Annotated in this window: 24 protein-coding genes; 14 read left to right on the top strand and 10 right to left on the bottom strand. The window is 45.9% G+C overall.

Going from position 1 to position 24,867, the window contains the following annotated elements; all coding sequences use genetic code 11:
- Nucleotides 1–47 precede the first annotated feature (47 nt).
- Both slmA and KIO97_RS18740 read left to right on the top strand, forming a co-directional pair.
- On the top strand, nucleotides 48–638 hold the full coding sequence (gene slmA / locus KIO97_RS18745; RefSeq protein ID WP_005434407.1) for a nucleoid occlusion factor SlmA: 591 nt from the start codon (nucleotides 48–50) through the stop codon (nucleotides 636–638).
- A 5-nt stretch (nucleotides 639–643) separates the two neighbouring features.
- Nucleotides 644–1,594 (top strand): Kdo(2)-lipid IV(A) acyltransferase, encoded by a 951-nt coding sequence (locus tag KIO97_RS18740; protein ID WP_285383648.1) that lies wholly within the window; start codon nucleotides 644–646, stop codon nucleotides 1,592–1,594.
- A gap of 70 nt (nucleotides 1,595–1,664) precedes the next feature.
- Here KIO97_RS18740 and pyrE read toward each other — a convergent pair whose 3' ends face one another.
- Together pyrE and rph are read right to left on the bottom strand one after the other, a co-directional pair.
- Nucleotides 1,665–2,306, bottom strand: a complete 642-nt coding sequence (gene pyrE / locus KIO97_RS18735) for an orotate phosphoribosyltransferase (RefSeq protein WP_005379384.1) — start codon at nucleotides 2,304–2,306, stop codon at nucleotides 1,665–1,667.
- A 104-nt stretch (nucleotides 2,307–2,410) separates the two neighbouring features.
- Nucleotides 2,411–3,127: a ribonuclease PH gene (gene rph / locus KIO97_RS18730; protein ID WP_005430192.1), complete on the bottom strand. Its 717-nt coding sequence runs from the start codon at nucleotides 3,125–3,127 to the stop codon at nucleotides 2,411–2,413.
- Nucleotides 3,128–3,301: 174 nt separating this feature from the next.
- Between rph and KIO97_RS18725 the strand changes: the two genes are divergently transcribed.
- Nucleotides 3,302–4,168: a YicC/YloC family endoribonuclease gene (locus KIO97_RS18725; RefSeq protein ID WP_038883423.1), complete on the top strand. Its 867-nt coding sequence runs from the start codon at nucleotides 3,302–3,304 to the stop codon at nucleotides 4,166–4,168.
- 66 nt (nucleotides 4,169–4,234) lie between these two features.
- Here KIO97_RS18725 and KIO97_RS18720 read toward each other — a convergent pair whose 3' ends face one another.
- The 8 genes from KIO97_RS18720 to KIO97_RS18685 all read right to left on the bottom strand — a co-directional run bounded on the left by KIO97_RS18720 (nucleotide 4,235) and on the right by KIO97_RS18685 (nucleotide 12,193).
- On the bottom strand, nucleotides 4,235–5,188 hold the full coding sequence (locus KIO97_RS18720) for a DMT family transporter (protein WP_285383647.1): 954 nt from the start codon (nucleotides 5,186–5,188) through the stop codon (nucleotides 4,235–4,237).
- Between the two features lie 198 nt (nucleotides 5,189–5,386).
- Complete coding sequence (locus tag KIO97_RS18715) at nucleotides 5,387–5,758, bottom strand: hypothetical protein (protein WP_285383646.1); 372 nt, start codon at nucleotides 5,756–5,758, stop codon at nucleotides 5,387–5,389.
- A 167-nt stretch (nucleotides 5,759–5,925) separates the two neighbouring features.
- Entirely contained in the window at nucleotides 5,926–6,351 is a 426-nt protein-coding gene (locus KIO97_RS18710) for a phosphate-starvation-inducible protein PsiE (RefSeq protein WP_005430195.1), read from the bottom strand.
- Nucleotides 6,352–6,514: 163 nt separating this feature from the next.
- Entirely contained in the window at nucleotides 6,515–7,354 is an 840-nt protein-coding gene (locus KIO97_RS18705; RefSeq protein WP_005529144.1) for an ABC transporter ATP-binding protein, read from the bottom strand.
- Nucleotides 7,355–7,390: 36 nt separating this feature from the next.
- Nucleotides 7,391–8,248, bottom strand: coding sequence for an ABC transporter ATP-binding protein (locus KIO97_RS18700; RefSeq protein ID WP_005430191.1), 858 nt, complete (start codon nucleotides 8,246–8,248; stop codon nucleotides 7,391–7,393).
- A 9-nt stretch (nucleotides 8,249–8,257) separates the two neighbouring features.
- Complete coding sequence (locus KIO97_RS18695) at nucleotides 8,258–10,084, bottom strand: extracellular solute-binding protein (RefSeq protein WP_038890950.1); 1,827 nt, start codon at nucleotides 10,082–10,084, stop codon at nucleotides 8,258–8,260.
- A gap of 38 nt (nucleotides 10,085–10,122) precedes the next feature.
- Entirely contained in the window at nucleotides 10,123–11,166 is a 1,044-nt protein-coding gene (locus KIO97_RS18690) for an ABC transporter permease (protein ID WP_005430115.1), read from the bottom strand.
- 1 nt (nucleotide 11,167) lies between these two features.
- A complete protein-coding gene (locus KIO97_RS18685) occupies nucleotides 11,168–12,193 on the bottom strand; it encodes an ABC transporter permease subunit (RefSeq protein ID WP_005430070.1) in 1,026 nt (341 codons plus the stop codon).
- A gap of 821 nt (nucleotides 12,194–13,014) precedes the next feature.
- Between KIO97_RS18685 and KIO97_RS18680 the strand changes: the two genes are divergently transcribed.
- The 11 genes from KIO97_RS18680 (at nucleotide 13,015) to trmH (ending at nucleotide 24,848) form a co-directional block, all read left to right on the top strand.
- Nucleotides 13,015–15,498, top strand: a complete 2,484-nt coding sequence (locus tag KIO97_RS18680; RefSeq protein ID WP_103410333.1) for a TonB-dependent receptor — start codon at nucleotides 13,015–13,017, stop codon at nucleotides 15,496–15,498.
- Between the two features lie 69 nt (nucleotides 15,499–15,567).
- Nucleotides 15,568–16,332, top strand: a complete 765-nt coding sequence (locus KIO97_RS18675) for a DUF3450 domain-containing protein (RefSeq protein ID WP_012126803.1) — start codon at nucleotides 15,568–15,570, stop codon at nucleotides 16,330–16,332.
- 3 nt (nucleotides 16,333–16,335) lie between these two features.
- On the top strand, nucleotides 16,336–17,697 hold the full coding sequence (locus tag KIO97_RS18670) for a MotA/TolQ/ExbB proton channel family protein (RefSeq protein WP_050906304.1): 1,362 nt from the start codon (nucleotides 16,336–16,338) through the stop codon (nucleotides 17,695–17,697).
- A 9-nt stretch (nucleotides 17,698–17,706) separates the two neighbouring features.
- Complete coding sequence (locus KIO97_RS18665; protein WP_005430146.1) at nucleotides 17,707–18,234, top strand: MotA/TolQ/ExbB proton channel family protein; 528 nt, start codon at nucleotides 17,707–17,709, stop codon at nucleotides 18,232–18,234.
- 25 nt (nucleotides 18,235–18,259) lie between these two features.
- A complete protein-coding gene (locus KIO97_RS18660; protein ID WP_005430119.1) occupies nucleotides 18,260–18,667 on the top strand; it encodes a biopolymer transporter ExbD in 408 nt (135 codons plus the stop codon).
- Between the two features lie 4 nt (nucleotides 18,668–18,671).
- Nucleotides 18,672–19,301, top strand: a complete 630-nt coding sequence (locus tag KIO97_RS18655) for an energy transducer TonB (RefSeq protein ID WP_005430078.1) — start codon at nucleotides 18,672–18,674, stop codon at nucleotides 19,299–19,301.
- Nucleotides 19,302–19,312: 11 nt separating this feature from the next.
- Nucleotides 19,313–20,527 carry a hypothetical protein gene (locus tag KIO97_RS18650; protein ID WP_285383645.1) on the top strand — a complete coding sequence of 405 codons (1,215 nt, stop codon included), beginning with the start codon at nucleotides 19,313–19,315 and terminating at the stop codon, nucleotides 20,525–20,527.
- A 364-nt stretch (nucleotides 20,528–20,891) separates the two neighbouring features.
- Nucleotides 20,892–21,515: a guanylate kinase gene (gene gmk, locus KIO97_RS18645; protein ID WP_005430186.1), complete on the top strand. Its 624-nt coding sequence runs from the start codon at nucleotides 20,892–20,894 to the stop codon at nucleotides 21,513–21,515.
- Between the two features lie 163 nt (nucleotides 21,516–21,678).
- A complete protein-coding gene (gene rpoZ / locus KIO97_RS18640) occupies nucleotides 21,679–21,951 on the top strand; it encodes a DNA-directed RNA polymerase subunit omega (protein ID WP_005379346.1) in 273 nt (90 codons plus the stop codon).
- A 39-nt stretch (nucleotides 21,952–21,990) separates the two neighbouring features.
- Nucleotides 21,991–24,111: a bifunctional GTP diphosphokinase/guanosine-3',5'-bis pyrophosphate 3'-pyrophosphohydrolase gene (gene spoT, locus KIO97_RS18635; protein WP_005434453.1), complete on the top strand. Its 2,121-nt coding sequence runs from the start codon at nucleotides 21,991–21,993 to the stop codon at nucleotides 24,109–24,111.
- A 53-nt stretch (nucleotides 24,112–24,164) separates the two neighbouring features.
- Nucleotides 24,165–24,848: a tRNA (guanosine(18)-2'-O)-methyltransferase TrmH gene (gene trmH / locus KIO97_RS18630; protein ID WP_005430068.1), complete on the top strand. Its 684-nt coding sequence runs from the start codon at nucleotides 24,165–24,167 to the stop codon at nucleotides 24,846–24,848.
- The last annotated feature ends 19 nt before the right edge of the window (nucleotides 24,849–24,867 follow it).

Raw genomic sequence — 24,867 nt, 5'->3', positions numbered from 1 at the left:
TTATAATCCCCTCCGCTCAACTTTGTATTTTGAAAGGAAGTAACTAAATGGCCGGCAGTAAAAAATCCAATCGTCGTGAAGAAATCTTGCAAGCTCTCGCGCAGATGCTTGAATCTACAGAAGGTGCTTCACGCATTACTACGGCAAAATTGGCGAAACAGGTCGGTGTTTCAGAAGCGGCCCTTTATCGCCACTTCCCAAGTAAAGCTCGCATGTTTGAAGGCTTGATTGAGTTCATCGAAGAAGCACTCATGACACGCATCAACCGTATTTTGGATGATGAGAAAGACACACTGGAGCGCATTCGTATGGTAATGCACCTTATTCTGGCATTCTCAGAACGTAACCCAGGTTTGACACGCATTCTTTCTGGCCATGCTCTAATGTTTGAAAATGAGCGCCTACGCGATCGCATCAACCAACTGTTTGAACGTATCGAAACACAGCTTCGTCAGATCCTTCGTGAACGTAAGATCCGTGAAGGCAAATCGTTCCCAGTGGAAGAGCGCATTTTGGCGGCTCAAATCCTAGGGCAAGTTGAAGGCAGCTTGAACCGCTTTGTTCGTAGTGATTTCAAATACCAACCAACCGCGAACTTTGATGAGTATTGGGCACTTCTTAGCGCACAAATTAAGTAGAGATTATGAGTAAAGACAAATTCACTAAGCCGGAGTTTTCTCTTTCCCTTCTCCATCCTCGTAACTGGGGCGTTTGGCTCGGCTTTGGCTTTTTGGCTATCGTGGTCAATATCCTTCCATACCGCATGCTGCTATCGTTAGGTCGCACACTTGGTCACCTTGGTATGCGTTACGGCAAAGGTCGTGTCCATGTTGCGACACGTAACCTTGAGTTGGCTTTCCCAGATAAAACGCCTGAAGAGATCCAACACATCGTTGAAGAGAACTTCAAGAATACCGGTATGGCGCTGATCGAAACCAGCATCACTTGGTTCTGGCCAACTTGGCGTTTCAAAACTCTGATTGTCGAGAAAGACCTAGGCGCTCTGCATGAGAAAAATGCAGAAGGCAAAGGCGTACTGCTGTGCTGCGTACACGCACTTAATCTTGAAATCACGGCGCGTGCCTTTGCAGTACTTGGCGTGGCGGGTTACGGCGCATTTCGTCCGCACAACAACCCTGCGTACAACTTCATTCAGTACTGGGGTCGCACACACAACGGCAACAAGCTGATTGATCGTAAAGACGTTAAACATATGATTCGCGTTCTACGTAGCGGTGAGCGTTTGTTCTACTTACCAGACCACGATTACGGTCGTAACAAGTCAGTATTTGTGCCTTTCTTCGCGGTTGAAGATGCTTGTACTACAACTGGCACCAGCATTCTGGCTTACACGTCTAAGTGTTCGATTATCCCGGGTTCTGGCTTCCGTAATGAAGATGGCAAATATGAAATCATCGCTGATAAGTGTATTGAAGCTGACTATCCGAAAAAAGACGAAGTTGCAGCAGCGGCTTACATGAACACCTTTGTGGAAGAAGTGATTCTGCGCGCACCAGAGCAGTGGATGTGGCTGCACAAACGCTACAAAACAATGGCTGATGAAACTGCGCCAAAAGGCATTCGCTACAAGTAAATGATAAAGACAAAAGAAAGGGGCTGATGGATATCCACCAGCCCCTTTTTCTTTAATGATGAAAGAACAATTAAATGCCGTATTCCGCGCGGTACGCTTTTACTGCTTCTAGGTGCTCTTTGTCTGTACCTTTCTCTTCAAGGAAAGTCACAAGGTCAGTCAGGCTTACGATTGAGATGATTGCACAACCAAAGTCACGCTCCACTTCTTGAATCGCAGACAACTCACCTTTGCCTTTTTCTTGACGGTCAATCGCAACCAGCACACCTGCTAGGTCCGCACCGTTTGCTTGGATGATTTCCATTGATTCGCGAATCGCGGTACCTGCTGTGATTACGTCATCTACTAGCATGATACGACCTTCAAGCGCTGAGCCTACAAGGTTGCCGCCTTCGCCGTGGTCTTTTGCTTCTTTACGGTTGAAGCAGTAAGGCGTGTCGATGTCGTGGTGATCCGCTAGCGCTACTGCTGTTGTCGTCGCGATTGGGATACCTTTGTACGCAGGGCCAAACAGTACATCAAACTCAATGCCTGAATCCGCCAACGCTGCTGCGTAAAAACGACCAAGACGCGCTAGGTCACGACCAGTATTGAAAAGACCAGCGTTAAAGAAGTACGGGCTTTTACGGCCAGATTTCAAAGTAAACTCACCAAACTTAAGAACTTCTTTCTCAAGTGCAAACTCAATAAATTCACGCTGGTATGCTTTCATTATTTTCTCTCTATGTCCTTGGTTTCTTGTGTCTCTTCTCGACAATCATTCATTTCTCTATTGTCGAGATAAAAAAATAGCCCCCATAATGGGAGCTATCTAAATCAATTGGCTAACGCCGCCTTCTGCGCTGCGACAATTTCCGTAATACCGACTTTCGCCGACTCTAACAGAGCCATCAGCTGCTCATGACTGAACGGTTCACCTTCTGCGGTGCCCTGAATTTCAATCATCTTGCCTTCTTCTGTCATCACAACGTTCATGTCTGTGTCTGCCGCTGAATCTTCAACGTACTCAAGGTCACACAGAACATCATCACCTAGCAAACCAACTGAAACTGCCGCTACGTGGCCTTTCATTGGGTTTGCTTTTAGCTTGCCGCTATCCACTAGGTGTTGGAATGCATCTGCCATTGCAACGCTTGCGCCGCTGATAGACGCAGTTCGAGTGCCGCCGTCTGCTTGGATAACATCACAGTCAACTGTGATCATGAACTCACCCATCGCTTGTAGATCAACTACAGCGCGTAGGCTACGTGCGATCAAGCGTTGGATTTCCATAGTACGACCGCCTTGCTTACCGTTCGCTGCTTCACGACGAGTACGCGAGTGAGTCGCACGAGGTAGCATGCCATATTCAGCTGTTACCCAGCCTTTACCTTGACCTTTTAGCCAACGAGGCACAGATTCTTCAACGGTCGCATTACACAACACTTTGGTGTTACCAAATTCAACTAACACTGAGCCTTCAGCGTAAGCTGTATAGTTACGAGTAATTTTGATTGGGCGAACTTGATCCGCCTTGCGATCGTTTGGGCGCATGGGCATCTACCTTAAGTAATGAGGAGAAGACGATTTGGTTGGGCGCAGATTATAACGGAATCGATTAAATAAAGCTATCTGGACAATCTCGACTCAGAATAGCAAAGCCACTGCCATCTTGCTGTGCTACTATTGCGGGGTAATTTTCAGCAAATTAGAAGACAGGAAAATTCAATGATTTACAGTATGACAGCGTACGCGCGTAAAGAAGTGAAAGGCGATTGGGGTAGCGCAGTGTGGGAAATCCGCAGTGTAAACCAACGCTACCTAGAAACTTATTTCCGTATGCCAGAACAGTTCCGTGCTCTTGAGCCAGTACTGCGTGAGCGTTTTCGCAAGCGCCTAGCACGCGGCAAAGTAGAGTGTAGCCTGCGTTTTGAAGCGAACCCAGCAGCAAAAGCGGAGCTAAGCATCAATGAAGCACTGGCAAACCAAGTGATCAAAGCCGCTGAGCAAGTGATGCACATGACTGGCGAGCTAAGCCGCATCAACCCATTCCAAGTAATGCAATGGCCTGGTGTGATGGAAACACCAGAGCAAAACATGGATGAAGTTAACAAAGAACTGCTTGCTGCTTTTGACGAAGCAATCAGCGAGTTCATCGAAGCGCGTGGTCGTGAAGGCGACAACATGAAAGCGCTTATCGAGCAACGCCTAGAAGCGATCACATCAGAAGTTGTGAAGGTTCGCGCACGCATGCCAGAAATCCTAGAGTGGCAACGTGAGCGTCTGTTCTCGAAGTTTGAAGATGCAAAAGTAGAGCTAGACCCATCTCGCGTTGAACAAGAGCTTATCCTTCTGGCACAGAAATCAGACGTAGCAGAAGAGCTAGACCGTCTTGATTCTCACGTGAAAGAGACCACAAACATCCTGAAGAAAGGTGGCGCAGTCGGTCGTCGTCTAGATTTCATGATGCAAGAGTTCAACCGTGAATCGAACACGCTAGCGTCAAAATCAATCAGCACAGACATCACCGCATCAGGTGTTGAACTGAAAGTTCTGATTGAGCAAATGCGTGAACAGATCCAGAACATCGAATAACAGGCCTTTCGATTTACCTTCTAAAGCCCTGCATTGCAGGGCTTTTTTAATGACCTTTAGTCTGTGTTAGGCATTGATATTCTTCATACAATGTTCACATAGCACCGGCTTTGACTCTGCAGATTTAAGGCGAAAGCGCTGCCAGAAAGCAGGCTCGGCTTTCGTTACAAAAATACCGCCAAGTAATGGCAGCAGCAGAGCAACGGAAACCAACGACAAACTGTTACCCGCGATCCATGTTGAAAGACTCAGCGCAACCAACGGGAAAAACAGAAAACAGATCGAAGCGGTAAACGGCGTCGACACTTGCCCAAGTTTAAAGTACGCCACAATGCCACCTACGCTGGCAAACATACCAAGGTAAATCACCGCGGTAATCGAATCTATTGAGAACTGAGAAATGTCTGGCCGTTCAACAAGCAATGAGGTGATAAACAACAATACGGAAGCGACAAAGCTCGGAAAGGCGTTGTAAGTCAGTACAGGAATGCCCTTGCAGAACTTTTCGACAAACACATACATCACCGAATGAATTGCGACCGCCCCACCTAAAGCGAGAAAGCCCAGTAGATAATCCTCGCCACCTAAACTCATCTCTTTAGCCAGAATCAGAATTAAGCTCAGAACCGCCACCAAAAGACCCGCAATCTGCAATTTCCGCAACCTAAGCCCAAGGAACAAGCTCGATGTCATCATGACTGCGATTGGCATATTGGCGAAGATGATCGAAGCAAGACCTGATGAAATGTACTGTTCGCCAAAAATCATCAAGGTAAATGGAATCGCGAAATAGAAAATCGCGACCACGAACATCCAAAATACTTTTCCCTTAGGAAAGAACAGGGGCTGATTGAGGTGTTTCGCCAACATGATTAATAGCGGCGCTGCGATCAAAAAGCGAAGTCCGGTAGCAAAAATGGGCGGAATAGTCTGCACCGCCACTTCCATCGCAAACCACGTGGTGCCCCAAATTAAACACACAGACACAAACAAGATGATCGGTAAATGCTTATGCGTCATGGCAACCTCCCGCTTTTCTTTTGATAACAAGGTTTGGCAGGTGCGCAGCAAGGTGCTCGGTACGAGCAATTAGATTAGTTTTCATTTTTCATTCCCATCACAGGATGGTGCAAATAGAGAGCTATTCACACGCATAACAAATTCACACGGCAATTCGTGCAGTAACATTGTTGGCAGCGATACGCTGCGAGATAGGAATTAAGCTATCGGAGGACGATAGTGAGAGTGCATGTCTGCACTGGTGTAGAGCGCGGCTTTACTTACCGCCATTTCATCTCGGAATGGAGCCTCATAAGATCTTGGCTGAGTTTCAACAACAGCCGTACCCGATGCGTGGCCATGGGAGCAACACTGCTTTTCAAAGCATGTTCCGCCAGGTTCACAACAACCCGGTTCGTCCTGTTTAGCTGAACCAAAGGTTAAATCACAGTAGCTAATATGCAGAGACTCAGCCGTCGTGATGTGGCTCACTGTTGATGGTATTTCTGCACGAGCGATACCGCTTGAAAGCGCAAATGCAATCAAGACACTCAACAGAAAATAAATTGTCGATGTGCTTTTCGCCAACATCACAATATCTCATCAGAACAGGTAAAAAGGTTATTGTGAAGATACTCATCAATTAGACAAGAAACAAGATGGCTTGAGATGACTTTACACTTTTTTACCCCAATGCCATTTGGATGTGATTCCCCTTCACACAAAAAATTAAGCCTCGCACTGAGCGAGGCTTAACATCATTCGTCTTTTTCGGCGGTTTGATTATCGATATACGGCCAATAATGGTGACCAACTCGAATAACCAAGGTTGCAGCCGCCAGAATAAATGCCGCTAAAGATAACCACACGATCATTACTGAATCGAGCTCTTTCATACCTAAGGTGATATAGCGAGCAATCGCCATCATGGCAATGTAGATCGGGTATCGAACCGGTATTTTACCGTTCATCACAAACTGCCCGACCATGGCCAGCACTTCCAGATAGATGAACATCAATAAGATGTCATCAAGTGACACGCGCTTTTGCACATATATATGGACAAACTCTTCAACCATCGCCCACACCGTCGCCATCGTGATGGCAACCAAAAGCACGGCTTCAAGCAGGTGAAACAGCTTCAGAAATGGACGACTGAATGATTTAGGTAAATGCGACGGCATAGTCAACTATCCAAACAAATCAAAGGAATAAGCTTGCAGTGTAGCACGCTCTTTTCAAGAAGCTGAAGATGCGTTCTCCCTCCAGTTATAAAAATACGCTCATAATAAAAACGCTCCAACTAAGTGGAGCGTTTTCGATGATGATTTTACTCGGCGGATGGCATTACGCCACTTGCTGCTTTTTTTCTGCTAAGCGCTTTTTCTTGCGATACTTCGGATGAGTAATTGGGATCGCAGAGAGGAGCTTCTTGGTGTAGTCATTTTGAGGGTTCGCGTAGATTTCTTTCGCGTTACCCGCTTCGACTACCTTACCAAAATACATCACCGCCACTTTGTCAGAGACATGCTTCACGACAGACAAATCATGAGAGATAAAGATAATTGCTAAATTCATCTCTTGTTGCAGTTGAAGCAATAAGTTTAGGATTTGCGCCTGAACCGATACATCCAGTGCCGACACCGATTCATCACAAATCAGCAACTTAGGCTTAAGTGCAATCGCACGTGCGATACCAATACGCTGACGCTGACCACCGGAAAACTCATGCGGATAGCGGTTCACTGCAGTTTCTGGCAAGCCAACTTTAACCAGTAGCTCTTTCACCCACTGCTTACGCTCTGCAGAAGTACCGATATTGTGAATCACGTACGGCTCTTCGAGAATCATGCCAATGGTATGACGTTGGTTGAGTGATTCCATTGGGTCTTGAAAGACAATCTGCATGTCTTTACGCAATGAACGCATTTCTTTGACAGAAAACTTGGTGATGTCTTTACCTTCAAAGAAAATCTTACCTTCCGTTGGCTCGTACAATTTCAAAATAGTACGACCTAAGGTACTTTTACCACAGCCTGATTCGCCTACGAGGCCAAGAGTTTCCCCCTCACCCACTGATAGCGACACACCATCCACCGCTTTGATGGTGTAGCCTTTCTTAAACAGTCCTTTACCAGATACAAAGTGCTGCTTAAGATTTTCAATTCTTAATACTTCTTTGGCCATAACATCCTCTTTTATGACTTGTTCACTTTGCACCAGTTAGCTAGCAAACATGCTGGCATCGATCGGTTTAATGTCGATCATTTGCTTAGGCTCGTTATCCAAGCTTGGCATCAAGCCCATCAAACGTTCAGTGTATGGGTGTTGCGGATTATCGAATAGCTCGAAAATCTCTGCCTTTTCAACAATACGACCACCATACATCACCGCCACGTCATCACACACTTCGGCAACTACACCTAGATCGTGGGTAATGAAGATCATCGCCATGCCCGTTTCTTCTTGAAGCTCGTTCATTAGTTCAAGGATAGACGCCTGAACCGTTACATCCAGTGCAGTGGTTGGCTCATCACAGATCAGAATATCGGGTTTACACGCCAACGCCATGGCGATCATCACACGCTGACGCATGCCGCCAGACAGATTGTGTGGATACTCATTCAAGCGCTTTTCTGGCATTGGGATTTTCACTTTCGCCAACATTTCAATAGCGTAAGCTTCACGTTCTTTCTTATCCAACTCAGGACGGTGTAGCTCTAACACCTCACAAAGCTGACGACCAATAGAGTGCACTGGGTTAAGCGCCGTCATTGGATCCTGGAAGATGATTGAAATGCGATCACCGCGCATGGCATACATTTCTTCTGCCGGCAGTGTCACCAAGTTTGTCCCGCGGTAATCAACCTCACCATTGACAATATTACCGTAAGGTTTCGGCAGCAAACCCATGATAGACATGGAGGTCACACTCTTACCACTGCCCGATTCGCCTACAAGGCCAAGCGTACGCCCAGCGCGAACATCAAAGTTCACGCCATGCAGTACTTTCACTGGGCCGTCATCAGTAGTGAATTCGACTTCTAGGTCTTTAACACTCAGGATTACATCGTTTTCCATAACACATCCTTACAGCTTATACGTGTCATCAACGACAACAACCGGTTCAAAGGTTTTACCCGACTTCATCGCCTTTTGGGTTTGTTTCTTAGCGTCCTTATCAATCCAGTAAGTACCATCGCCAATAATGCCACCACTGAACAACGCTTCTGTCATTCGGTTCATTGGCTTCTCTGGTAGTTTCAACCAGCTCCAGTGGCCGTAACGAACGTATGGCACCATATAACCCGGAACAATCACGTGCGCGTCAATGATGTCGCGTTGGATTTCATGACCCAATTGGATCTTCTTATCCATGTCCATATTGAAACGGTACTCGATGATTTTCTCATCAAGCTCTGGTGTGCTGTAGTTTGTGAACGAGTTAGTTTGTGGCTTATTGGCATTCACTGAGTGGAAGTACTCCCAATAGGTTGGGATCTCAGACGTACCCATATCTAAAAACGCTAAATCGTGCTTTTTCTCGCGTACGTATTTGAACATCGATGAGCCATCGATCAATTTAAGTTCAATATCCAAACCAGCCAACTTGGCTTGCTCACGCACAAAGGCAATTCGTGGTGTATGAACAGGTGTCGCGTAGGTCAGCTCAAAGCTCAAACGCTGGCCTTTGTCGTTAACACGGATACCGTCTGAGCCAATCTTATCGAAACCAGCGGCTGCAAATGCTTCAGCCGCTTTTTCTGGGTCAAACTTTGGTGCTTTCGCATCTGGTAGTGTGTATTTACCGTGGCCATAGCCTGTTGGGTTTGGCTTACGGCTGTAATCACCGCGCATGATGTTTTCGATCATGCCATCAAAATCGATCGCGTATGTAATACCCTTACGTATGTTTAAATCATCCAATAATGGCATTGCGGTGTTCATCCAAACGCCGCCAGCGCCAACAGGGTATTGGTTGTAACCCCAAAACTTCTGGATGTAGCCTTTTTGATAAGGTGCGGTATTGGACTTGTCATGCCATAAACTTGGTAGCACAAGGCCAAACGCATCTAAACTGCCTTTTTCGAAGTGCTTCTTGGCGATGTCGTTATCACGAATAACCGTGATGCGAATCTTGTCTACGTTATAGCGGTTCTCGTAGTACTTATTGGTGTAACCCCACCAGTCCTCACCGACGTGCTTAAAGGTTACGCTTTTACCTTTTTTGATATCGTCTAAGTAGTAAGCACTGGTCGTAGGCTCGCTCTTGAAGTTGTAATAACGGACAAAGTTGTCGTGAATACCATCACCGTTCTCATCTTTCTTTGGATTCGCATAGAAATGAGCAGGACGAGGACGCAGCGCTCCCATTCTTAACAGTAACTCTTCAGGATTAAGCTCTTTCGCTGCCTCCACGGCGAACGTATGATCATCAAACTTAATCACATCAGCGACAGTTTTGTTGTAGTAATCGTTATACCAAGGCTCGAGAATGTCTTTCGAACGATAGAACTTAAGCATGAAAACAAAATCGTCTGCCGTGACTGGTTTGCCATCGGACCATTTCGCTTCTGGGTTTAGTTTGAAGTAAACCGTCTTATTATCACCAGCTAGTGCCCACTCATTGGCCAGCTCAGGGATAAATTCTAGGGTGTCTGGGTGGCGAACCACCAACCCTGGCGTCTCGTCCAAGATGAACGAACGCAAGCCAGAGTTCGCATCCGGGCCGACGCTACGTAGTGTCTGCGGAAAGCTCGACATGTAAGTACGATAAGTCCCGCCACGTTTCGCTTCAGGCGAGCCATATTGCGGCTCATCCCAGTTTGTTTGCCAGTTTAAGTCAGTCGGTAGCGTTGCTGACATCGCACCAAAACTTAGGGCGCTCAGCGTGGACGCTAAAAATAATTTTTTCATAAAACTTCCCTTTTTTATGTTTTGCTCACAATGCTTGCTTAAACATAGCGTGTGAATTTTTTCGGGTCGAAAGCTGCTCGGATTGCTTCACCGATAAAGGTCACCATCACCAGTACCAGTACAATTGAAGTCACTACTGAAGACACAATCCATGGCGAGTCTAGGTTTGACTTACCTTGCTGCAGCAGTTCACCCCAACTTGGTGTTGGTGGCATCAGACCAAGGCCTAGGTAATCTAGTGCGGTCAGTGCCGTGATATTGGCCGCGATAGTAAATGGCGCAAGCGTCACGATCATCACCATGGTGTTTGGTAGGATATGATTAAACAGAATACGACCTGTTGATGCTCCTAGCGCACGCGCTGCCATCACATATTCGCGAGCCGATTCTTTATAGGTCATGGTACGCATGTACCAAGTCATCCCCATCCAACCAAACAGTACGTTAATGGCGACGAACAAGGTAAAGGTGGGTTGCACAATAGATACCAAGATCATGATGACGTACAAGAACGGCACCATAGACCACACTTCGATCAAGCGTTGCACAAACAGGTCGAACTTACCGCCCCAGAAGCCCATAGCACAGCCAACGGCAGTACCAATCGCATAAGAGATTGCCATTGTTAGTAGCGCAAATCCCATCGCAGTGCGGAAGCCGTAAACCAATCGAGCCAAAATATCACGACCGATTACATCCGTACCTAGGTAGTGTTTATTTTCAGCATCGGGTGCCGTTGGAGGGAAATCACCACTGAAGTCTTGCTCGTATGGGTTCCAAGGAACAATCGGTAGAATCACGAAGTTATCGCCGCCTTCAGCTTCAAATACTTTCTGCAGCTCTCGATAATCGGCTTCACTCGAAGAAGCTTGGCCAAACTCGCTACCTAAACGTACATCACTGACGACTGGGAAATAGTAACTACCATCGTACTTCACCATTAAAGCTTTACTGTTGATCAACAGCTCTGCAAACAGAGAAAGGATCAACATGGTGGATAAGATCAAAAACGACCAGTAGCCACGTTTGATTTCTTTAAAGTGACGGATTTTCTTTTGAGTTAATGGGCTAACTTTAATCATATTACGCTCCAAACTTCACACGTGGGTCGACTAAAGCAACACAGATATCTGAAATGATATTACCAATCAGCAGTAATACCGCGTTGATAGCTACGATGCCCATTACTACAGGGTAGTCACGCTCCATGATGGATTCATAACCAAGCAGACCGATACCATCAATGTTAAAGATTACTTCGATAAGGAACGCACCTGTCATAAAGAACAAAAGTGAGTTACCAAAGTGAGAAGCGATAGGAATCAAGCTATTGCGCAAAGCGTGCTTACGTACCGCTTTCTTAAACGGTAAACCTTTAGCAATCGCAGTACGAATGTAATCTGACGATAAGTTTTCCATCAGGTTGTTTTTCATCGTCATCGTCAGCGTTGCAAAGTCACCAATCAAGTAACAGATCAGAGGCAATACCGCATGCCACATAATGTCTTTGGCGCGCTCAAAGAAGGTCTCGTAATCATCAAAATCATCGCCAACAAAGCCCCCCATTGGGAACCATTCTAGGTGATAACTAAATAGCGTAATCAGCAAAACACCAACCACATAACCCGGTAAGGCGTAGCCAACGAAGATAAGAATGGAAGAAGCGGAGTCAAACACGGAGCCATGCTTCAACGCTTTATAGTAACCAAGCGGAATTGAGATAAAGTAACTGATAAAAAAGGTCATTCCGCCATAAAACAGAGATACTGGTAAACGCTCGGCAATCATGTCAGATACCGGTTCGTAGTATCGGGTAGATTCACCCAAATCAAGCGTAACCAAGCGACTTAACCACTCAACATACGCTTCCATGACTGGTTTATCTAAACCGTAAAACGCATTAAGTTCTGCGATTTGCTCATCAGAAAGTGCGGTGTTACCACCAGCTGAGGTCATTGAAGCGGCGCCATCACCTTGTGCTTGCATTTGTGACAGCATGCGCTCTACTGGCCCACCGGGAACAAATCGAGTGATCGCGAAGATAAGAATGGTAATTCCGAGAAACGTTGGGATCACCAGCGCTAAACGGCGTAAAAAGTACGACAGCATATACAACTTGCTCCTTGTCTACTGTCCATTATTAGGCGGGGTTGGATAGGCAAAATCCGGCCCAAAATGGTGCATTTCTATCCTGTAGTAACTAAAGCTGTTGAAACACACTCCCTGAATTTCAAAAGCCAGTTTTTTCCACTACTGCAATAATTTCAGCGTCATATTTATCTTGAATCTGAGTAAGCTTCAAGTGTTTGAATCCAAAACATGACAAACTTCTTCCGATGTCGAAAAATAGAAATGTTTTTGTAAATAATTATAAAAAACCACAAAACCAATTCACACAGAATATCAATCTAGGCACTCTAGAGCCAAAACCCTATATAAACATGCAAATATGAAGAATAAATAGACAAAACAACCTAACTTCCATTTGACCCTAAAATACGAGTGAGCCCTTTTATTACGGTGGGTATCATATTCTGATACCACCCCATGCGATCGAGTTAACATACAGAGCATTCCATAAAAACCTCATAACAGAATAATTCTCTACATATACACCAACTTTCAGTACTAATCGCCCGCTTAAAAACTATAGGCAAGATAAGTCATTAATCTTTACAAGAAACACAAAATACGGTGTTTTATTAAAATTTAATCTCGGTTTATAAACGCTACACAGCAAAATGTGCTGTGATTCATATCACTTTTGGTTCTTTACATCTTTTTTACATTTCTTTATCTCTGTTTACCACTGGTTTGACTTCCTTTTTTCATCTCGGTTATACATGTCCAGAACGTTAACGAAATATTAACGTCACAATTGGTCTTTATATGACCGCACATAGGAAATAATAATAATCGGAGCAACAAGGATGTATAAAAACACAACCGCTTTATCTGTTGCGATCAGCCTTGCACTGGGAACCGCAGCAGTGGCACCTCTAGCAGCACAGGCAGAAGAGCAGCAAGTTGAACAACTTCAGAAGATGAAGGTAACAGGTTCACGTATCTCCACTACGGACATGGAAGGTCCAAACCCAGTAGACGTATATACAGCAGATGACATCGCTAAGATGGGTGCTGTAAGCGTGGATGATGTCCTACGTGGACTAACACAGAATGGTGCAGGCAGCTACGGCAGCTCATTTACTAACAGTTTTGCTGCAGGTACTTCTGGTGTTTCTCTTCGTGGTCTTGGTGCGAGCCGTACTCTAGTCCTACTTAACGGTCGCCGTGTAGCAAACTACGCGTTTGCACAAAACCTAAACGACACTTTCGTTGACCTAAACTCAATCCCACTTTCAGCTGTTGAACGTATCGACGTTCTTAAAGATGGCGCATCAGCAATCTATGGTTCAGATGCTATCGGTGGTGTAGTAAACGTAATCCTTAAGCGTGATTACGAAGGCTTTGATGTTCGTCTAAATGGCGGCCAAACCTCTTACAGCGATGGTGAAGACCTAGACGTTACACTAACTGGCGGTAAAACATTCAATGACGCAACAAACATCATGGCGTCTCTAAACGTTGTCCAAAAAGGCAACATCATGATGAAAGATCGTCCAAACACGAAGAATGCAGACCACTCTTCACAAGGTGGTTATGACTGGCGCAGCTCTGCTGGTACACCAGGCCGTGTTTACAAAGAAGATGGTACATGGGAATCACTATGTCCAGGTGGTAGTGCAGAATGTAACTACAACTACAACGAAGAAATTGCAATGATCCCAGAAAGCGATCGTTACAACTTCCTAACTAGCCTTAACCACCAGCTAAACGAAGATACAAACTTGTTTGCGGAGCTAAGTCTTAACCGAGTGGAATCAAAAACTATCTCGGCACCGACACCTGACTTCCAAAACGTGACTATCTCCAAAGACAACCCAAATAACACGTACGGTGAAGACGTAACTATGCGTCACCGTATCATCGAAGCCGGTAACCGTATCAACGAAATCACAACAGACTCAATCCGTATTGTTGCTGGTGCTGAAGGTTACGCAAACTGGTTTGATACTGATGTAGATTGGACAGCCGATGCTGGTTATCACTACACAGAAACTGAAAACGTAGGTAAGAACTACCTAACAATCGCAGGCTACCAAGCGGCGATCGATAGCGGTGCTTACAACCCATTCGTAACCAATAACCCATCATCTTCACTAGATGGTGCTCGCGTTGAAACAAAACGTAAGGGTGAATCTAAGCTTGGTTTTATCAATGCTGGCGCATCTTTCCCAGTATTCGAGCTATCAGGTGGTGATGCTTATGTTGCTGTAGGCGGTGAGTTCCGTTACGAAGGCGGTTCAGACACACCAGATCCGCTAGGTGAAGCTGGTGAAATCATCGGCAGTGGTGGTACGAGTTCAGATGGTGACCGCACTGTATTTGCAGGTTACGTAGAGCTTGTTGCACCGGTTATCGAAGAAGTTGAAGTTCAGCTTGCTGGTCGTGCGGAGCACTACAGCGACTTTGGTTCAGCATTCAGCCCGAAAGTGGCAGTTCGTTACCAACCAATGGATGAAGTTCTATTCCGTGCTTCATACAGCCACGGCTTTAAAGCGCCAACTCTACCTGAAGTTAACGCGGGCGCATCTACAAGCTACCAAACACTTTACGACCCGCAAACTGACACTCGCGGTCAATACAAAGTTATCAGCCAAGGTAACAAAGACCTAGATGCAGAAACTGCGCAGTCATTTAACATCGGTACTGTTATTGAGCCACTTGAAGACCTATCTGTAAAAGTTGATTACTTCTACATCGTGAATGATGACAAGATCGACACACTAGGTGCACAGAAGCTTATCGATGAAAACAGCCCGAACGTTGTTCGCAAAGCAAACGGTGATATCGACTACATCCTAGATGAGTACGTGAACGTTGCTAAGCAACAAGTAAGCGGCATCGATAGTGAAGTGAAATACGACCTATCAACAGATAGCTACGGTGACTTCCTAGTGAAACTAGCTGGTACTTACAACATCGAGTACAAGCAAAGCGATTCAGATGGCAACCTAGAAGATTACATCGGTACTTACTACGGTGGTCCTCGCTTCAAGGGTAAAGCAACGCTTGGTTACGGTTACGAAGATTTTGCGTTCACAAACATCGTGAACTACACACACTCTTACGACACTCGTTACGAAACCGCAGAGCACTCAGAAGTTGATGCCCTTACAACTTGGGACACGCAGCTTGCGTACACAGGTATCGAAAACGCAACAGTTGCTGTTGGTATCCGTAACGTAACTAACGAATTGGCGCCATTCTACAATGAAGCAGAAGGCTACCACTTCGCATTCCACGACAACACAGGCCGTTTCTACTACCTACAACTTGAATACGGCTTCTAAAACCCTTTTTGGCGCGGGACTTTCCCGCGCCCTTATCGACTGACTTTATACACTGACAAGGATGCTACTATGACGTTAAAGAGATTTGGCGTGAGTGCTATTACCACTGCACTGCTGTCTGTAAGTGCTAGTTCTATAGCGGCAGATTCAGGTTCGGTAATTTCTACTCAAGCAAAAACCAACACCTCTGCACAAGTTTCTCAACAAAAAATCGACGGATATGCTGAAAGCGCGGAAAGCATGCTAGCTGAATACAAAGGCTTGCTTCGCCAAATCGACAGCATGAAAGTCTACAACGAGCAAATCAATCGTATGGTTCAATCGCAACAAGGCGAATTGGATTCATTAAACAACCAGATTGCTCAAATCGACCAAACAGCGACTGAGGTTGTGCCTTTAACGCTGAAAATGATCGATGCACTTGATGAATTCGTCGTGCTTGACCTTCCTTTCCAAAAAGAAGAGCGCACCAAGCGTGTCAATGAACTGCGCGACCTAATGGACCGTGCAGACGTAACGACTTCAGAAAAATTCCGTAAAGTGATGGAAGCATATCAAATCGAAGAAGGCTTCTCTCGCTCGATTGAATCTTACAAAGCTAGCCTAGAGCGCAACGGCGAGACCGTGACTTACGACTTCCTACGTATTGGTCGTACTGCGCTTCTATTCCAATCTCCGGATGGCGGTGAAACAGGTATGTGGAATCAACAAACCCGTCAATGGGAGTCACTACCTGAAAACTACCGTATCGCTGTACAGCAAGGCCTACGTATCGCTAAGAAACAAGCGCCACCAGCGCTGATCAAACTGCCTGTATTTGCTGGGGAGGAATAAGAAATGAAAGGATTCAAAACTCTAGCCGCTGGTTTGCTAGCGAGCTTATTTATGATTTCTGGTGCTCAAGCTGAAGCGCCACAGAACCTATCTGAGCTACTGAAAAACGTAAAATCAGAAAGTATCGTTGAATCAAAAGAGAACAAAGCTCGTGAAGCTGAGTTCAAAAACAACCGTGACCAACAAGCTGCACTTCTTGAAAAAGCTCGTGCAGAACTTGCAGCGCAACAAGCACTTGGTGATGAGCTAAAAGCCACGTTTGATGAAAACGACAAGCAGCTAACTGAACTGACTGAAACACTGCGCGTTCGTTCAGGTACTTTAGGTGAGATGTTTGGTGTGGTTCGCCAGTATGCTGGTGAGTTTAAAGGTCTATTTGCCGCTTCGCAAAACGCCGTTCTTTTCCCTGAGCGTGATGCTCTGCTGTCTAAACTAGCAGAAAGTAAAGAACTGCCATCAACGCAAGAACTTGAAGCGTTTTGGCACACCATCCTACAACAGGTAGTTGCATCAGGTGATACAACGACAGCTGAAGCAACCGTTGTATACGGTGAAGGTAAAGAAGCGGTACGTGACGTAACCCTAGTGGGTGAGTTTAACGCAATCGCAGATGGCAAATACGTAACTTACGTACCTCAAACTGGTAAGTTCGAAGAGCTATCACGTCAACCAAGCAAAAACATCACTCGCCTAGTTGGCGGTTTTGAATCAGCAGACGGCACATACGAACCACTGTTTATCGACCCATCTCGTGGTGTGATTCTGTCTCTACTTGTACAAAGCCCTACGGTTCAGGAACGTATTGACCAAGGTGGTATTGTTGGCTACGTAATCCTAGCTATGGGTGCAGTTGGTGCACTGATCGCACTCGCTTGTTACCTACGCCTATTGGTTATCGGTGGCAAGATGCGTAAGCAAGCGAAATCCGACACTGTTATTCCTGGCAACCCTCTAGGTGAAGTTATCCAAGCTTACCAAGAACATAAAGGTGACAACCTTGAAGATCTTGAAGCGAAACTGGACGAAATCATCCTACGTAACGCACCGAGCATTGAACGCTTTATCAGCTCAATCAAACTGTTCGCTTCTGTAGCACCACTTCTAGGTCTACTAGGTACAGTTATGGGTATGATCGGTACGTTCCAAGCCATCACACTATTTGGTACAGGTGATCCGAAGCTAATGGCTGGCGGTATCTCAGAAGCACTTGTTACTACGATGCTTGGTCTGGTTGTCGCAATTCCTCTACTGTTCCTGTACACCATCGTACACAGTAAAGGTCGTCGTTTGGTTCAAACTCTTGAAGAACAGAGTGCAGGCTTCATCGCTCGCTATCAGGAAAAACTGCATAAAGCCGAAAGCTAAGGAGGCGTTATGTGGTGGTTAGTTGGAGAACTTGAATCAATTAGGCGCTTCTTGGGAATGGGTGGCGACGTGCTTGTCGTCATCTTTATCCTCAGCTTCATGTTGTGGGCAGTATTGCTAGAACGTTGGTTTTACTTCGCTGCCGTCGCTCCAAAAGCAATGAAAAAAGCCGTTAGCTTTTGGGAAGAGCGCTCAGAACATAAAAGCTGGAACGCTAAGATGATCCGACAAGAAATCGTTTCTCGTCAGGATATTGAGAATAAAAAGGGACTACCAATCGTTAAAGTACTGATTGCACTTTGTCCCCTACTTGGTCTACTCGGCACCGTTGTCGGCATGATTCAAGTATTCGATATCTTAGCGGTTACAGGTACAGGAAGCCCTCGAGCAATGGCCTCGGGGATCTCAAAGGCAACAATCCCAACATTAGCGGGAATGGTGGCTTCTCTATCAGGACTGTTCTTTAGTACTCGTCTTGATCATTTAGCCAAAGTCACCACGCAGAAGCTTGAAGACAAGCTAAAGCATATTGCCTGAGTAAACGGAATTAGAGGTATAGGTCATGAAGAGACGCTATAGCAATGACAGCAGTGATGAAGCTGCTATCGATATGACACCGATGCTCGACATCGTCTTCATCATGTTGATCTTCTTTATCGTAACAACATCGTTCGTTAAAGAAGCCGGTCTAGAAGTAAATCGCCCTACGGCAAGCTCAGCGCAAACCGTGAAGAAAGGTAACATCATGGTTGCCATCGGCGCTGCGGGTGATGTTTGGGTTGATAAACGTCGCATCGAAGTAGATGCAGTACGTGCCAACATCGAACGTCTACGTGCAGAAAGCCCAGACGGTGCGGTTGTTATCCAAGCGGATACTGAAGCTAACGCTGGTGTAGTCGTGAAGGTTATGGACCAGATTAAGATGGCAGGTGTAGAAAGCATCTCCATTGCCGCAACCAATAAGGATTAAGCCTATGCGGTATCTGGCCTCAATTGCACTGGCGCTCATTGTCTCCCTCGGATTGTTCTGGGGGATGGACAAGCTAGTAAACAAAGAGCGCCACGAGCTAGTGTCGAATGATGATCTCCGTATGGTTGAATTCATTCGCATTAAACCGGACGAAAAAATACAGGAGAAAAAGCGCGAACTACCAAAACCACCACCACCGAAACGTCCGCCACCGCCACCTGAAATGAAGGTGACGTCTACGGTCAAACCGGTGATGGATCAAATCCCAATGGACATGCCGAAACTTGACCTACCAGTTAATGTTACGGGTGGTTCAGTACTTGGTCACTACTCTCAGGGCGGTGGTTCAGTAGCGGGATCGGGTGGTCCAGTACCATTGGCGACTTTCCAACCTCAAATGCCTCGTAAAGCGGCGAAGTCAGGTCTAGAGAAAGGCGTGGTATTGATTGAATTCACCGTTAACGCTCGCGGCGCGGTTGAAGACATCAAAGTAGTAAAAGAGACACCTCGTCGACTTGGTTTGGGTAAAGCAGCAAGAAAGACCGTATCAAAATGGACTTTCAAACCTAAGATGGTTGATGGACAACCGGTGGCCTCGCGCATGGCTCAAGAAATTGAGTTCACCACCAACTAGGGAGTCACAATATGAAATTACTCAAGACATTGCTGGCTTCTGTTGCGTTAACAATGGGTGTGCTTAGCACACCTGTTGTTGCCAAAGATTCGCCACAGCTTTCTGATAAAACATTTAAAGTCGTTAACAAAGTTCAAGAACTGATTGCGACTGAGAAATACTCTGATGCAATCGAAAGATTGAACAAGGCACTCGGCAAAACTTCGAAGAAGTATGACCGTGCAGTACTGCTGCAACAGATGGGCTTCTTGTACTCAATGAGAGACGACTATGTAAAGGCATCTAAATACTTTGCAGAAGCGCTTTCTCTGGATGCTCTTCCAGTACCCGTTGCACAGCAAGTTCGTTACAGCCTTGCTCAGCTATATCTTGCTGAAGAACAGTTTAAGAAATCGGTTAAAACCATGGAAAAGTGGTTCGCCGTAGCTGAAACAACGAAAGAAAAACCACAAGCACACGCTTACATCACGCTAGCAAGTGCTTACGTTCAGATGGAAGACTACCGTAAAGCAATCGCACCAACTAAAAAAGCAATTGCAATGACGAAGAATCCAAGTGAATCGTGGTACATGCTTCTGATGGCTTCTCATTACGAGCTAGGTCAAATGAAGAGCGTTGCAAGTGTTCTTAAGATCCTAACCACTAAGTACCCACAGAAAAAGCGCTACTGGATGCAACTTTCTGGTACTTATATGGAGCTGAACCAAGACAAGAATGCACTTTCTGCTTTGGAAATGGCTTATAAACTGGGTTTGTTTGAAGAAGAGAAAGAGTACTTACGTCTAGTAAACTTCCTTGCTTATCAAGAGATCCCTTACCGCGCGGCAAAGATTCTAAAAGATGAAATGGCAAACGGTAATATCGAAACAAACCAAGAAAACTTAGAGCGTTTAGCGTCATTTTGGCAGCAGTCTAAAGAGCTGGATAATGCGATTGATACCTATCAAACCGCTTATCAACTGGCCCCGAAGACAAAAAGCCAGCTAAAAATTGCCCGTTTGATGATTCAAGCGAAGCAATACCAAGCCGCTTCTAAGTTTGCTGCGACGCCTGCCTCTGATGCATCGCGCTCGCAAGCCGCAGAATTGCAATACATCCGCGGCATGGCTTTCTTTGAATTGAATCAGCCAACTCAAGCGCTTAAATCAATGAAGAAAGCAGCAAAATCGGATTCGATGAGACAAGTAGTGAGTCCATGGATCAACTACCTAGAGTCGCAAGGCTAATAGGCACTCGTCATCTGAAAAGTAGTAACCAAAGTGGTTGTGGTTGCTCCGAAAATTAAGTGTGAGTCAGTCGCACGCCTGGGGAAGTGAAAGCTTCCCCTTTTTTCGTTTCTGTATAAAGAAGGCGAATTCATACCACACCTCAAAGATCCAAAAGATCGGCTAGCAACCTCAGGGAGATCATGATACTCTTCGCCTCCATTTTTCTGGCGGGTTTATCACCAATCTCAAGCAGTTTGATGAGGAAATCATCAACGCCAGTGCTATCGTTATACCAATCTCGTGAATAAACGTCATTGGCATGACAACAAGGTCGAGACTTCTTTCGGCATTCACTCAATCCAACCAAAAGTGGAACAGTACAATGGGCAAAGGTACTCTCTATATCGTATCTGCACCTAGCGGCGCAGGTAAATCTAGCTTGATCTCAGCAATGTTGGAGCGTAACCCAACATATGCAATGAAAGTGTCTGTGTCTCATACTACTCGTGGCATGCGCCCTGGCGAAGAAAACGGTATCCACTACCATTTCGTTGCAAAAGAAGAGTTTGAAGCTCTGATTGCACAAGGCGACTTCCTAGAATACGCAGAAGTGTTTGGTAACTACTACGGTACATCACGCGTATGGATTGAAGAAACGCTAAACAAAGGCATCGACGTTTTCCTAGACATCGACTGGCAAGGCGCACGTCAAATCCGTGAGCAAATGTCAGAAGCGAAAAGCATCTTTATCCTGCCACCATCAAATGGTGAGCTAGAACGCCGTCTAAACACTCGTGGTCAAGACAGCGAAGAAGTGATCGCAAAACGCATGGCAGAAGCAAAATCTGAAATCTCACACTACAACGAGTACGATTACGTAATCGTAAACGACGATTTCGATACTGCATTAATGGACTTTAAAGCCATTCTACGTGCGGAAAGATTGAAGGAAGAAAAGCAAGCTGCTAAATATAAAGGTATGCTTGACGCGCTTCTAGCAGAGTAATTCTGCACTGAAACACAAATTTTCGCTTCTTTATTACGGTAAGGAAGCTTATATTGCTTATATAGAAAGTCATTGTTGTTGCACGTCTTATCGCTAGTAAATATTACGCTGAGACTGTATACTTTCTCGTCATTCAAAATTTAGTTAACTATTTGGAGTCCTCATGGCACGCGTAACTGTTCAAGACGCTGTTGAAAAAGTTGGCAACCGTTTCGACCTAGTACTGATTGCGGCTCGCCGCGCTCGTCAAATGCAAACTGGCGGTAAAGATGCACTAGTGCCAGAAGAGAACGATAAGCCAACGGTTATCGCTCTACGCGAAATCGAAGAAGGTTTAATTACTAAAGAAGTTCTAGACGCTCGTGAACGTCAAGAACAGCAAGAGCAAGAAGCGGCAGAGCTAGCGGCAGTAAGCAGCATCGCTCACAACCGTTAATTCTGACTTTAGAATTCAACAACCTCCCGGGCCTATAATTTGTATCTATTCGATAGCCTCAAAGACGTTGCCCAAGAATACCTAACAGAGCCTCAAATTGAGGCTCTGCGTCAATCTTATGTGGTAGCAAGAGATGCCCATGAAGGGCAAACCCGCTCAAGCGGTGAACCATACATCATCCACCCAGTCGCTGTGGCTCGAATCTTGGCCGAAATGCGCCTCGATATCGAAACCCTCCAAGCTGCTTTGCTGCATGACGTCATCGAAGACTGTGACGTTACAAAAGAAGATCTCGAAGAGAAATTCGGCAATACCGTCGCTGAGCTGGTTGATGGTGTATCTAAACTGGACAAACTCAAATTCCGCGATAGGAAAGAGGCTCAAGCCGAGAACTTCCGTAAGATGGTTCTGGCGATGGTGCAAGACATCCGCGTTATCCTGATCAAACTGGCTGACCGTACGCACAATATGCGCACGTTAGGTGCCCTGCGCCCCGACAAAAAACGCCGTATTGCTCGCGAAACACTGGAAATCTACGCGCCACTGGCTCACCGTCTTGGTATTCACAATATCAAAACGGAGCTTGAGGAGCTTGGCTTCGAAGCGCTTTACCCGAACCGCTACCGCGTTCTAAAAGAAGTGGTAAGAGCGGCACGTGGTAATCGTAAAGAGATGATCCAACGTATTCACAGCGAAATTGAAGGTCGACTCGAAGATGTTGGCTTGAATGCGCGCGTGTTAGGTCGTGAAAAGAACCTGTTCTCCATCTATAACAAGATGAAAACCAAAGAACAGCGTTTCCACACCATCATGGATATCTACGCTTTCCGAGTGGTTGTTGATACTGCCGATACTTGTTATCGCGTTCTAGGCCAAGTACACAGCTTGTATAAGCCGCGTCCTGGTCGCATGAAAGATTACATTGCGGTACCAAAAGCGAACGGCTACCAATCGCTACATACTTCTATGGTTGGCCCACATGGCGTGCCAGTTGAAGTTCAGATCCGTACCGAAGATATGGATCAAATGGCGGACAAAGGTGTCGCTGCGCACTGGTCATACAAAGACAAGGGCGACAAGTCTGGCACAACAGCGCAAGTGAAAGCTCAGCGTTGGATGCAAAGCCTGCTTGAGCTACAACAAAGCGCTGGTAACTCATTCGAATTCATTGAAAACGTAAAATCGGATCTTTTCCCAGATGAGATTTACGTCTTCACACCAAAAGGTCGTATCGTTGAACTGCCATTAGGTGCAACGGCTGTCGACTTTGCTTATGCCGTACATACTGATGTCGGTAACTCTTGTGTTGGTGCTCGCGTTGACCGTAACCCTTACCCACTAAGTAAGGCACTAAAGAACGGTCAGACAGTAGAAATCATCAGTGCACCAGGTGCGCGTCCAAACGCGGCTTGGTTAAACTATGTCGTGACTTCTCGCGCTCGCACTAAGATTCGTCAAGTATTGAAGACCATGCGTCGTGAAGAGTCGATTACCTTGGGTCGTCGTCTACTGAATCACGCTTTAGGTCGTCATTCGATTGATTCAATCTACCCAGAAAACATCCAAGAAGTGCTGACTGATCTACGCCTAGAAAGCGTCGATGATCTGCTAGCAGCCATTGGTTTGGGTGAGTTGATGAGTATCGTCATCGCACGTCGCTTATTGGGTGATACTGATGAATTGACCACCACAAGCTCAATTCCAAACGAATCTAACAAGAAACTGCCAATCCGTGGGGCAGAAGGTCTGCTACTGACTTTCGCAAATTGTTGTCACCCTATCCCGGATGACCACATCATTGCTCACGTATCGCCAGGTCGTGGTCTTGTGGTTCACCGTGAAACGTGTCCAAACGTACGCGGATACCAGAAAGAGCCGGACAAATACATGGCAGTCGCTTGGTCTGAAGAGTACGATAAAGAGTTCATCGCGGAACTGAAAGTCGATATGCTCAATAACCAAGGTGCGTTAGCGGAATTGACCAATGTGATTTCGAAAACAGGCTCGAACATTCACGGTCTTTCAACCGAAGAACGTGACGGTCGCTTGTACACCGTTACCGTTCTGCTAACCACCAAAGATCGTGTTCACCTTGCTGGCATCATGCGTAAGATTAAGACCATGCCACAGGCGACTCGAGTCAGACGAAGAAAGAACTAAACTCTATCGCCACCCACACTCTGGGTGGCGATTTTTTTATATCCCTATTTATTATGAATTTAGAACGTTACAACCGCATTCATCAGGTGCTAAAAGCACGCCAAACCGACCTCACTCTGTGCCTTGAAGAAGTCCATAAGCCGAACAACGTTTCCGCCGTGATACGCACAGCAGACGCAACAGGCTTACACAAAGTTCATGCAATTTGGCCAGACAAAATGCGCACACTTACCCACACCTCAGCCGGGGCACGCAACTGGGTAGAAGTGGATACTCACGATTCGATTGAAACTGCGATTACCGAGCTCAAAGCGCAAGGCATGCAAGTTCTGGTAACCAACCTTTCAGACACCGCGGTCGACTTTCGTGAAATCGACTACACCAAGCCAACGGCAATCATTCTGGGTAGCGAAAAAATTGGCGCTTCAGAGCAAGCGAAGAAACTTGCGGACCAAGACATCATTATCCCAATGATCGGTATGGTGCAGTCTTTGAATGTCTCAGTCGCCAGTGCCGTGATTCTTTATGAAGCGCAGCGTCAGCGTGAAGCCGCTGGTATGTACGAACGTGAAGAGAGCGCCCTACCAAAAGAGACCATCAACCGCATTCTGTTTGAGCGTGGCCATCCAGTCTTAGCAAAGGTAGCGAAACGCAAAGGGCTAGAATATCCACAACTTGATGACGAAGGCCAAATTGTGGCTGACGAATCATGGTGGAAAGAGATGCAGAAGAAATAAATTCGGGATTCGGGATTCG

Origin of the sequence: Vibrio sp. B181a, from assembly GCF_030248375.1 — a bacterium.
In the GTDB taxonomy this organism is placed as follows: Bacteria; Pseudomonadota; Gammaproteobacteria; order Enterobacterales; family Vibrionaceae; genus Vibrio; species Vibrio campbellii.
The sequence above is the reverse complement of the archived record's forward strand: the minus strand, read 5'-3'. Positions and strand labels throughout refer to the sequence as shown.

Bases quoted from the DNA above. Each gene is read 5' to 3' on its own strand.
- KIO97_RS18725 (WP_038883423.1), top strand. From the start codon at position 3,302: ATGATTTACAGTATGACAGCGTACGCGCGTAAAGAAGTGAAAGGCGAT.
- KIO97_RS18720 (WP_285383647.1), bottom strand. From the start codon at position 5,188: ATGACGCATAAGCATTTACCGATCATCTTGTTTGTGTCTGTGTGTTTA.
- KIO97_RS18655 (WP_005430078.1), top strand. From the start codon at position 18,672: ATGCGGTATCTGGCCTCAATTGCACTGGCGCTCATTGTCTCCCTCGGA.
- KIO97_RS18690 (WP_005430115.1), bottom strand. From the start codon at position 11,166: ATGATTAAAGTTAGCCCATTAACTCAAAAGAAAATCCGTCACTTTAAA.
- KIO97_RS18685 (WP_005430070.1), bottom strand. From the start codon at position 12,193: ATGCTGTCGTACTTTTTACGCCGTTTAGCGCTGGTGATCCCAACGTTT.
- KIO97_RS18650 (WP_285383645.1), top strand. From the start codon at position 19,313: ATGAAATTACTCAAGACATTGCTGGCTTCTGTTGCGTTAACAATGGGT.
- trmH (WP_005430068.1), top strand. From the start codon at position 24,165: ATGAATTTAGAACGTTACAACCGCATTCATCAGGTGCTAAAAGCACGC.
- KIO97_RS18680 (WP_103410333.1), top strand. From the start codon at position 13,015: ATGTATAAAAACACAACCGCTTTATCTGTTGCGATCAGCCTTGCACTG.
- gmk (WP_005430186.1), top strand. From the start codon at position 20,892: ATGGGCAAAGGTACTCTCTATATCGTATCTGCACCTAGCGGCGCAGGT.
- KIO97_RS18695 (WP_038890950.1), bottom strand. From the start codon at position 10,084: ATGAAAAAATTATTTTTAGCGTCCACGCTGAGCGCCCTAAGTTTTGGT.
- rph (WP_005430192.1), bottom strand. From the start codon at position 3,127: ATGCGCCCAAACGATCGCAAGGCGGATCAAGTTCGCCCAATCAAAATT.
- pyrE (WP_005379384.1), bottom strand. From the start codon at position 2,306: ATGAAAGCATACCAGCGTGAATTTATTGAGTTTGCACTTGAGAAAGAA.
- KIO97_RS18705 (WP_005529144.1), bottom strand. From the start codon at position 7,354: ATGGCCAAAGAAGTATTAAGAATTGAAAATCTTAAGCAGCACTTTGTA.
- KIO97_RS18715 (WP_285383646.1), bottom strand. From the start codon at position 5,758: ATGTTGGCGAAAAGCACATCGACAATTTATTTTCTGTTGAGTGTCTTG.
- KIO97_RS18710 (WP_005430195.1), bottom strand. From the start codon at position 6,351: ATGCCGTCGCATTTACCTAAATCATTCAGTCGTCCATTTCTGAAGCTG.
- slmA (WP_005434407.1), top strand. From the start codon at position 48: ATGGCCGGCAGTAAAAAATCCAATCGTCGTGAAGAAATCTTGCAAGCT.
- KIO97_RS18670 (WP_050906304.1), top strand. From the start codon at position 16,336: ATGAAAGGATTCAAAACTCTAGCCGCTGGTTTGCTAGCGAGCTTATTT.
- KIO97_RS18665 (WP_005430146.1), top strand. From the start codon at position 17,707: ATGTGGTGGTTAGTTGGAGAACTTGAATCAATTAGGCGCTTCTTGGGA.
- KIO97_RS18740 (WP_285383648.1), top strand. From the start codon at position 644: ATGAGTAAAGACAAATTCACTAAGCCGGAGTTTTCTCTTTCCCTTCTC.
- rpoZ (WP_005379346.1), top strand. From the start codon at position 21,679: ATGGCACGCGTAACTGTTCAAGACGCTGTTGAAAAAGTTGGCAACCGT.
- KIO97_RS18700 (WP_005430191.1), bottom strand. From the start codon at position 8,248: ATGGAAAACGATGTAATCCTGAGTGTTAAAGACCTAGAAGTCGAATTC.
- KIO97_RS18660 (WP_005430119.1), top strand. From the start codon at position 18,260: ATGAAGAGACGCTATAGCAATGACAGCAGTGATGAAGCTGCTATCGAT.
- KIO97_RS18675 (WP_012126803.1), top strand. From the start codon at position 15,568: ATGACGTTAAAGAGATTTGGCGTGAGTGCTATTACCACTGCACTGCTG.